Below are 8,549 nucleotides of genomic sequence, written 5' to 3'. Positions count from 1 at the left end.
GGCCGCCGTACTGCGGCCGGCCCCGGACAGGCCGCTGACCAGCGCGACCTCGATCCCCGCCGGTGCGGTGTCCCGCCGGTCCGCGGTCACGACGACTCCCCGTGGGCAGCGGTCGCGGCGGTGCTCGGGAGCACGCCACCCACGGCGGCGCCGGGGTCCGCGGCGGCGCCGGGGGTGTCCGGCGCCCCGCCCGCGGGCGTGGTGGGCTGCGCGTCGCCCGCGGGGGCCTCGCCGTGCAGCGCCGCGACCACGGCCGCGGCCGTCCGCCTGCCGAAACCCGGCACCGCGGCGATCTCGTCGACACCGGCGGCCCGCAGCTTGCGCACGGAACCGAACTGCTTGAGCAACGCCTGGCGCCGCGAGGGGCCCAGCCCCGGTACGGCGTCGAGCTCGGAGGCCACCATGCCCTTGGAACGACGCTGGCGGTGGTAGGTGATGGCGAAGCGGTGCGCCTCGTCCCGGATCCGCTGGAGCAGGTACAGCCCCTCCGAGGTCCGGGACATGATCACCGGATCGGGGTCGGCGGGCAGCCAGACCTCCTCCAGGCGCTTGGCCAGCCCGCACACCGCCACGTCGTCGATCCCGAGCTCGCCGAGCACCTGCGCGGCGGCCTCGACCTGAGGGGGGCCGCCGTCGACGACGAGGAGGTTCGGCGCGTACGCGAACTTCCGCGGCCGTCCGGTGTGCGGGTCGATGCCCGTTCGGACGGTCGCGGACGGGGCACTCACCGTGGCGCTGATGTCGAGGGGTTCGGCGGAGTCCACAGCCGCGTTACGGGTGCGTGGCTCCTCGTCGCCCACCGGATGGCCGTCCGCCGCCGACCCGTCGGCGACGACCGCCGGGCGACCGTTCGCCGCACCACCGCCGGGGTCGACGGCCGTCTCCACGGCGGTCTCCGCCAGGTAGCGCCGGAACCGGCGGCGCACGACCTCCGCGATCGCCGCCACGTCGCCGCCGTCGGCGCCGCCCTTGATCTCGAAGCGCCGGTAGTCGGACTTGCGCGCGAGCCCGTCCTCGAACACGACGAGCGACGCGACCACGTCGGTCCCCTGGACGTGGCTGACGTCGATGCACTCCATGCGCAACGGCGCCGACTCCAGCTCCAGCGCGTCCTGGATCTCCTGCAGCGCCGCCGACCGGGCCGTGAGGTCGCCCGCCCGGCGCAGCTTGTGCCGCGCGAACGCCTCCGAGGCGTTGCGCGCCACCGTCTCCGCGAGCGCGCGCTTGTCGCCGCGGCGCGGCACCCGCAGCTGGACCCGGGACCCGCGCAGCCCGGAGAGCCACTCGGCGAGCGCCTCGGCGTCCGGCGGCAGCTCCGGCACGAGGATCTCGCGGGGCACCGGCTGGTGCGCGTCGTCGGCCGACCCGGCCAGCGCCGCCTGCTCGCCGTAGAACTGGCTGACGAACCGGCCGACCAGCTGCGAGGTGTCGGTCGGCTCGACCTTGTCGATCACCCAGCCGCGCTGCCCGCGCACCCGACCGCCACGAACGTGGAAGACCTGCACCGCGGCCTCCAGGTCGTCCTCGGCGAACGCGACGACGTCGGCGTCGGTCCCGTCGCCCAGCACGACGGCCTGCTTCTCCATCGCCCGGCGCAGCGCCCCGATGTCGTCGCGCAGCCGGGCGGCCTTCTCGAACTCCAGTGCCCCGGCGGCGTCCTCCATCCGTCGCTCGAGCTCGCGGACCATCCGGTCGGTGCGGCCGGCGAGGAAGTCGCAGAAGTCGTCGACGATCGTGCGGTGCTCGTCCGCGGTCACGGTGCCGACGCACGGCGCGCTGCACTTGTCGATGTAGCCGAGCAGGCAGGGCCTGCCGATCTGGCCGTGCCGGCGGAACACCCCCGCGCTGCAGGTCCGGGCCGGGAAGACGCGCAGCAGCATGTCGAGCGTCTCGCGGATCGCCCACGCGTGGGCGTAGGGCCCGAAGTAGCGCACGCCCTTGCGCCGGGGACCGCGGTAGACGTGCAGCCGCGGGAACTCCTCGTTCAGCGTCACCGCCAGGACCGGGTAGGTCTTGTCGTCGCGGTAGCGGACGTTGAACCGCGGGTCGAACTCCTTGATCCAGTTGTACTCGAGCTGGAGCGCCTCGACCTCGGTGCTGACGACGGTCCACTCCACGGCGGCCGCGGTCGTCACCATCTGCCGGGTCCGCGGGTGCAGCCCGGCGACGTCGGCGAAGTAGGAGTTGAGCCGGCTGCGCAGGCTCTTCGCCTTTCCGACGTAGATCACCCGGCCGCGGGGGTCGGAGAAGCGGTAGACGCCGGGCGCCTCCGGGATGGAACCCGGGGCGGGGCGATACGTGGCAGGGTCCGGCATGGCCTCCCCAGCGTAGAACCGCCGGCCGGGCGGGGCTCACCGGCTGGTGCCGCCCGGTTCTGTCGGGGCCGGGTGATAAGACTCCGTCCGGGTCGAACATGGGTTCGATCGCTCCGCGCGAGTCCCGGGGGGACGGATGGCCGACACGCTCGACCGGATCCGCAAGCTGCTGGCCAAGGCCGAACGCGCCGGCACCGAGGCGGAGGCCCGCGTATACACCGCGAAGGCGGCCGAGCTGTCCGCCCGGCACGGGGTCGACGCCGCGCTGCTCGCCGCGGCCCGCCCGGGCGCAGATCCGGTGGGCTGTACGCGGGTCGAGCTCTGCGAGCCCTACAGCGGCGGCAAGGCGCGCCTGCTGGGCTGGACGGCGTCGGCGCTGCGGTGCCGGTGGGTGCTGCACCCGGCGGGCCGGGGCCGGGTGCGCGCGGTGACGGTCGTCGGGCACGCGGTCGACCGCGACCGGGTGGGGCTGCTCTACGAGTCGCTGGTCGTGCAGGCCACCCGCGAGCTTGCGCGGTGTCGTCCGCCCGACCCGGGCGAGTCCGTCGCGGCGTACCGGCGGTCGTGGCTGCTGGGCTTCGCGGCGCGCGTGCACGAGCGCCTGCTCGCGGCCGAACGGTCCGCCGTGGCGCGGGCCGCGGCCGGTCCGGCGCCCGGCGGACGCACCGCCGCGCTGGTGCTCGCCGACCGTGGCGCCGCCGTCGACCGGGCGTTCGCCGCGGCCTTCCCCGACCTCGGCACGGCCCGGCGGCCGCGCCGGTCCGGGTCCGGCTTCGGGGCGGGCGTCCTCGCCGGGTCCCGTGCCGACCTCGGCCGGGGCCGGCTGGCCGCGGAACCGCGGTGAGCGTGCCGGCCGGGTCAGCCCGGCAGCGCGAGGAGCGCCTCCACGACCTGGTCGAGCCGCTCGCCCCGGACGTGCGGCTGTTCCATGGTCGCCGGGACGCGGCCCTCGCCGCGGCAGACGAGGCCGGTGAGCAGCCCGGCGCGCGCCGCCCCGTGGATGTCCCAGGCGTGCACGCTGACCAGCGCCGTCCGCGCGGGCTCGGCGTGGGCCGTCCGGCAGCCGTGGTGGTAGGCACCGGCGGCCGGGCGCAGCCGGGCGAGGTCGTCGACGGAGATCGTCCCGCGCAGGTACGTCCGCAGCCCGGAGCGGTCGAGCGCGTCCGACAGCACCCGCTCGTTGCCGTAGCCGAACGCGTAGACAGAGACCTTCGCCCGGGCCAAGGCCATCAACGCGTACTCGGCGTCGGGCTGCGGCGGGAGCGCGGAGAACCCGGCCATGACGTGGTCGAGCGCGTCCTCGGAGAGCGTGTGGCCGGTCGTCGCGCGCAGTGCCTCGCGCACGTACGAGCCGAACGACCCGTCGGCGCCCGCCATGCTGAACGCGATGCCGTCACGCATCGCGCGGGCGAGGAACACGTCGCACTCGAGCTCCGGACGACCGACGTCGACGAAGCGCTCGCGGAGCACGCCGACGCGCAGGGTGGTGTCGTAGACGTCGAGCAACACGGCGCGCGGCCGGGCCGCGGGGGCGCGGCCGCTCGCGGGGACGGAAGATGCACCGGATGTCGGGCCGGCCATCGGACGCGGTCTCCTCCCGTTCACGGTGCCGAGCCGGACGTCCGAGAACCGTACCGGGCCGGTCACGCACCGTCATGCTCTCCCGTGCTGATCATCCTCGGGAGTGGCGCGCGCGCCGGGGCGCCCGGCGGCGGGCGGTGAGCGCCGACCTGCGCCGCCCGACTCCGCCGTTCGCTGCTCGCCCGGTCGCACCGCACCTGGCCGACGCTCCGACCCACGCGGCCGATTCGCGCCCGCCCGACACTGTGCCCGCTCTGCACCGTGCCCGCTCGACGTCACGCCCGGCCGACGCCTCGTTCGCCGACATCACGCCAAGCGGCGCCGCTTGTCGACGCCGCCCGTGCCGAGGCCGCTCGGTCGACGCCGCCCAGGCGAGCTCCGCCCCGGCCGACTCCTCACCGGAGGGCGTGCGCAGGTCAGGCTCCTGAGTCGCCTGCGCTGCCAGGGGTGCCGTCGTGGCGCGGTGTCGCGCCCGATGTCGCGGCATCCGGCGTCCCGGCACCCGCCGTTCCCGCACTCGGCGTCGTCCCGGTCGGCGTCGTCCCGGTCGGCGTCGTCCCGGTCGGCGTCGTCCCGGTCGGCGTCGTCCCGGTGTCCGGGGTGAGCTGCGGGCCGGCCAGGCCGCCGCCGGCAGCCGGGGGCCGCTCGGCGGCGCCGGCACTCGCGACGGTCCCCGATCCGGCCGGCCGCTCGCCCACCGCCTGGTGGGCCGCTGCCTGGAGTGCCGCTGCCTGGAGTGCCGCGGCGTGCAGCGCCCGCAACCGGCGGATGCCGGCGACCGCGTACTGCCGGTCGGCCGCCTGCACGGCGAGGATCGGGAAGTACTCGTAGTCGGGAAGGTCGAGCCGGGCCCAGCTCGCGCCGTCGGGGAAGGCCACACCAACGACCTCGGTCCACGGCACCCGGCGGGTGAGCAGGATGTTGCGCACCTCGATGTCCCGGGCGTCCGCACGCACCCGCGGCCGGGCGAGCAGCAGCAGCCCGCCGGCGATCAGGAGCCCGAGCACCACCATCGAGATCTGGTCGGCGAGCCGGAAGTAGACGCCGGTGTCCGCCGTCCGCAGGACGACGGCGATGACGACGAACAGCACGAAGACCGCGACGGCGCCGATCCACGCGAGCCACAGCACGCGGCGGGGCCGCAGTATGACCTGCTCCCCCGTCACCTGCTCCCCGGCCGGCCGCGGCGCGGCTGCGTCGGGCCCGTCGTCGCCCGTCCCACGCACGGTCGCTCCCGTCCCCACCTGGCGCCCGCTCATGCCGGGGTCCGGAGCCCGCGCAGGACCAGCGCGGTGTGCAGGGCCGCGATGGTCGCCTCGGCGCCCTTGTCCTCCGCGGAGCCCGGCATGCCGGAGCGGTCGACGGCCTGCTCGGTGGTGTTGCAGGTGAGCACACCGTTGCCGACCGGGACGCCCTCGTCGAGCGCGACCCGGGTGAGGCCCGCGGTCACGGAGTCGCAGACGTACTCGAAGTGGGGTGTGCCACCGCGGATCACGACGCCGAGCGCGACGACGGCATCGTGCGTACGGGCCAGCGCCTGGCACACGACCGGCAGCTCCATCGTCCCGCTCACCCGCACCACGGTCGGGACCGCACCGGCCTTCTCCGCCACGGCGACCGCGCGCTGCAGCAGCACCTCGGTGATCTCGGCGTGCCAGCTCGCCGCCACGATGCCGACCCGCAGGTCGGCGGCACCGTCGAGATCGCCGAGGTCGACGGGACGTCCCTCACCACTCATGGCGTCCATCCTGCCCCGTCGCCGAGCGGACCGGCCACGCACCCCGGGACCCGTCACACGCGCCGGCGGGAGCGCGCCCGGCCGCCGTGGCGCCGGGCACGCGGACCGGCTGAACGGTGTCTGACGGATCGTCGTCGACGGGCTCGGTGACCCGGGCGGTTCGCGGCACGGCGGAGCCGGGTCGGCATACCGGGCGTGTCCGGGCCCGCCGACAACGCAGCCACGAGCCGTCCGGGCGCCGAGACCGCGGCGGGTGATCCGTCGGACGACCCCTCAGTAGCCCGAGCCCCCGCCGACGGCGTCCTCGGGCGCATCGCCGAGACCGGGGAGCTCGTGGCCCATCCGGTCGCGCTTGGTCCGCAGGTAACGCAGGTTCTCCGGGGTGGGCCGGATCGGCATCGGGACCCGGCCGTTGATCGTCAGGCCGTAGCCCTCCAGGCCGGCTCGCTTGTCGGGGTTGTTGGTGAGCAGCCGCATGCTGCGCACCCCGAGGTCGGCGAGGATCTGGGCGCCGATGCCGTAGTCGCGGGCGTCGGCGGGCAGGCCCATCGCCAGGTTCGCGTCGACGGTGTCGGCGCCGGCCTCCTGCAGCTGGTAGGCCTGCAGCTTGTGCAGCAGGCCGATGCCCCGGCCCTCGTGCCCGCGCATGTAGAGCACGATGCCGCGCCCCTCGCGGGCGACGGCCTCGAGCGCGGCGTCGAGCTGCGGGCCGCAGTCGCAGCGCAGCGAGCCGAGCACGTCGCCGGTGAGGCACTCGGAGTGCACCCGGACGAGCACGTCCTCACCGTCGCCCTCGGGCGTCGCGACGTCGCCGACGACCATCGCGATGTGCTCGATGCCGTCGAGCAGGGAGTCGTAGCCGTAGGCGATGAAGTCGCCGTGGCGGGTCGGGATCCGCGCCTGCGCCACCCGGACGATGTGCTTCTCGAACCGCCGCCGGTAGGCGATGAGGTCGGCGATCGTGATGAGCGTGAGCTCGTGGTCCTCGGCGAAGACCTGCAGCTCGTCGCCGCGGGCCATGTCGGTGTCGTCCTTCTGGGACACGATCTCGCAGAGCGCGCCCGCCGGGGACAGCCCGGCCATCCGCGCGAGGTCGACCGCGGCCTCCGTGTGCCCGGGCCGGCGCAGGACGCCGCCCTCGCGGGCCCGCAGCGGCAGGACGTGGCCCGGCCGGACCAGGTCGGCGGGCGCGGCCGCGGGGTCGGCCAGCAGCCGGATCGTGCGGGCGCGGTCGGCGGCTGAGATGCCCGTCGTCACGCCCTCCTTCGCGTCGACCGTGACGGTGAACGCGGTGCGGAAGTTGTCGGTGTTGGTGTGGTGCATCGGAGGCAGGTCGAGGCGGTCGCAGTCCTCCTCGGTCAGCGCGACGCACACGTACCCGGAGGTGTAGCGCACCACGAACGACACCAGCTCCGGTGTCGCCTTCTCCGCGGCGAAGATCAGGTCGCCCTCGTTCTCGCGGTCCTCGTCGTCGACGACGACGACGGGCTTGCCCTCGGCCAGGTCCGCCACGGCGCGCTCGATGAGCTCGAACGCGTTCCGGCGCGACTCCGCCGTACCGGTCGTGGTGCTCGCGTGGTCGCTCACTGGACCCCTGCCTCCTCGTCGGCGCCGCGCCGGTACCCGGCGGTCAGCCGTTCGACGTATTTCGCGACGACATCAACCTCGAGGTTGACGGTATCCCCCGGAGCACGGATCCCGAGTGTGGTGTCCGCCAACGTCGTGGGGATGAGGGCGACGGTGAAGGTGTCGCCGTCGGTCGCCGCGACCGTCAGCGAGACCCCGTCGACCGCGATCGAGCCCTTCTCCACGACGTATCGCGCCAGCTCGGGCGGCAGGCTGAAGCGCACCTCGTCGCTGCGCTCGCCCGGGGTCCGGCTGACCAGCGTCGCGACGCCGTCGACGTGGCCCTGCACGATGTGCCCGCCGAGCCGGCCCCCGGCCGGCAGCGCCCGCTCGAGGTTGACCTTCACCCCCGCGGCCGCGGCACCCAGCGACGTCCGTTTCAGGGTCTCGGGCACCAGCTCGAGGCGGAACCTGTCGTCGGCGGCGCCCTCGTCGTCGACGACGGTGAGGCAGCAGCCGTTGACGGCGATCGAGTCGCCGTGGGCCGCGTCCTCGGAGACGCGCGGCCCCCGCACGGTGAGCACCACGACGTCGCCGTCGTGGCGCACCTCGACGATCTCGCCGACCTCCTCGACGATCCCGGTGAACATCTACCGCCGTCCCTTCCGTCCGAGCCCGCCGTCGACCACCGCCGGGACGGGCCCGGCCTGGTCCGCGGACCACGGGGCAACCGGGTCGACCGCGCCGCGCGCCGGGCCCGGCACCGCGTCGACCACGAGGTCACCCCCCACCAGTTCCACCGATGCCACCTGCAACCGCAGGATGTCCGCGATCGTTCCCACCCCCGCGTCCGCGAGCGCGGCGGGGCCCGCGCCCAGCAGCGCCGGCGCCAGGTGGGCGAGCACGCGGTCCACCCGGCCGGCGGCGAGGAACGCCCCCGCCAGCCGGGGACCGCCCTCGAGCAGCACGTCGACGACCCCGCGGGCGTGCAGTGCGGCGAGCACCTCGTCGGGGTCGTGGGTGCGCAGGTGCAGCACGTCGGGGGCGTCGAGGTGCGAGCCCGGCCGCGGGTGGCGCAGACCGACGAGGACCCGCAGCGGCTGGCGCGGTACGGGCGTGCCCGCCGCGTCGCGCGCGGTGAGCGCGGGGTCGTCCGCCAGCGCCGTCCCGGTCCCGACGACGACGGCGTCGCTCGTCGCGCGCAGAGCGTGCACCCGCGCGCGGGCGGCCGGGCCGGTGATCCACCGGCTGCTGCCGTCGGCGGCGGCGCTGCGCCCGTCGAGCGTCGCCGCGAACTTCCAGGTGACGTGCGGGCGCCCGGTGCGCGTCGCGTGCAGCCAGCCCCGCAG

The 8,549-nt window shown here is 75.5% G+C and carries 8 protein-coding genes; 1 reads left to right on the top strand and 7 read right to left on the bottom strand.

From position 1 onward, the window contains the following. Positions 1 to 86: 86 nt before the first annotated feature. Positions 87 to 2,315: an excinuclease ABC subunit UvrC gene (gene uvrC / locus PSD17_RS19500; RefSeq protein WP_339124043.1), complete on the bottom strand. Its 2,229-nt coding sequence runs from the start codon at positions 2,313 to 2,315 to the stop codon at positions 87 to 89. A gap of 136 nt (positions 2,316 to 2,451) precedes the next feature. On the opposite strand from uvrC, the gene PSD17_RS19495 reads away from it, so the two are divergent. Next, the gene (locus PSD17_RS19495; protein ID WP_013675533.1) at positions 2,452 to 3,159 is read left to right on the top strand and encodes a DUF2786 domain-containing protein; all 708 of its coding nucleotides are present in this window, start codon (positions 2,452 to 2,454) and stop codon (positions 3,157 to 3,159) included. A gap of 14 nt (positions 3,160 to 3,173) precedes the next feature. Here PSD17_RS19495 and PSD17_RS19490 read toward each other — a convergent pair whose 3' ends face one another. The 6 genes from PSD17_RS19490 to PSD17_RS19465 form a co-directional block, all read right to left on the bottom strand. Next, positions 3,174 to 3,824, bottom strand: coding sequence for an HAD family hydrolase (locus PSD17_RS19490; protein WP_041761481.1), 651 nt, complete (start codon positions 3,822 to 3,824; stop codon positions 3,174 to 3,176). A gap of 488 nt (positions 3,825 to 4,312) precedes the next feature. Then, complete coding sequence (locus PSD17_RS19485) at positions 4,313 to 5,155, bottom strand: PH domain-containing protein (RefSeq protein ID WP_339124042.1); 843 nt, start codon at positions 5,153 to 5,155, stop codon at positions 4,313 to 4,315. Continuing rightward, on the bottom strand, positions 5,152 to 5,634 hold the full coding sequence (ribH, locus tag PSD17_RS19480) for a 6,7-dimethyl-8-ribityllumazine synthase (protein ID WP_013675536.1): 483 nt from the start codon (positions 5,632 to 5,634) through the stop codon (positions 5,152 to 5,154). Before ribH ends, PSD17_RS19485 begins: the two co-directional genes overlap by 4 nt. A gap of 273 nt (positions 5,635 to 5,907) precedes the next feature. Beyond that, positions 5,908 to 7,221 (bottom strand): bifunctional 3,4-dihydroxy-2-butanone-4-phosphate synthase/GTP cyclohydrolase II, encoded by a 1,314-nt coding sequence (locus PSD17_RS19475; RefSeq protein ID WP_013675537.1) that lies wholly within the window; start codon positions 7,219 to 7,221, stop codon positions 5,908 to 5,910. Next, on the bottom strand, positions 7,218 to 7,850 hold the full coding sequence (locus PSD17_RS19470; RefSeq protein WP_103384491.1) for a riboflavin synthase: 633 nt from the start codon (positions 7,848 to 7,850) through the stop codon (positions 7,218 to 7,220). The genes PSD17_RS19475 and PSD17_RS19470 overlap by 4 nt, the downstream gene beginning before the upstream one ends. After that, a partial coding sequence (locus PSD17_RS19465) for a RibD family protein (RefSeq protein ID WP_339124041.1) occupies positions 7,851 to 8,549 on the bottom strand: 699 nt, incomplete at its 5' end.

This window comes from Pseudonocardia sp. D17 (assembly GCF_036984265.1).
Lineage (GTDB): Bacteria > Actinomycetota > Actinomycetes > Mycobacteriales > Pseudonocardiaceae > Pseudonocardia > Pseudonocardia benzenivorans.
The sequence above is the reverse complement of the archived record's forward strand: the minus strand, read 5'-3'. Positions and strand labels throughout refer to the sequence as shown.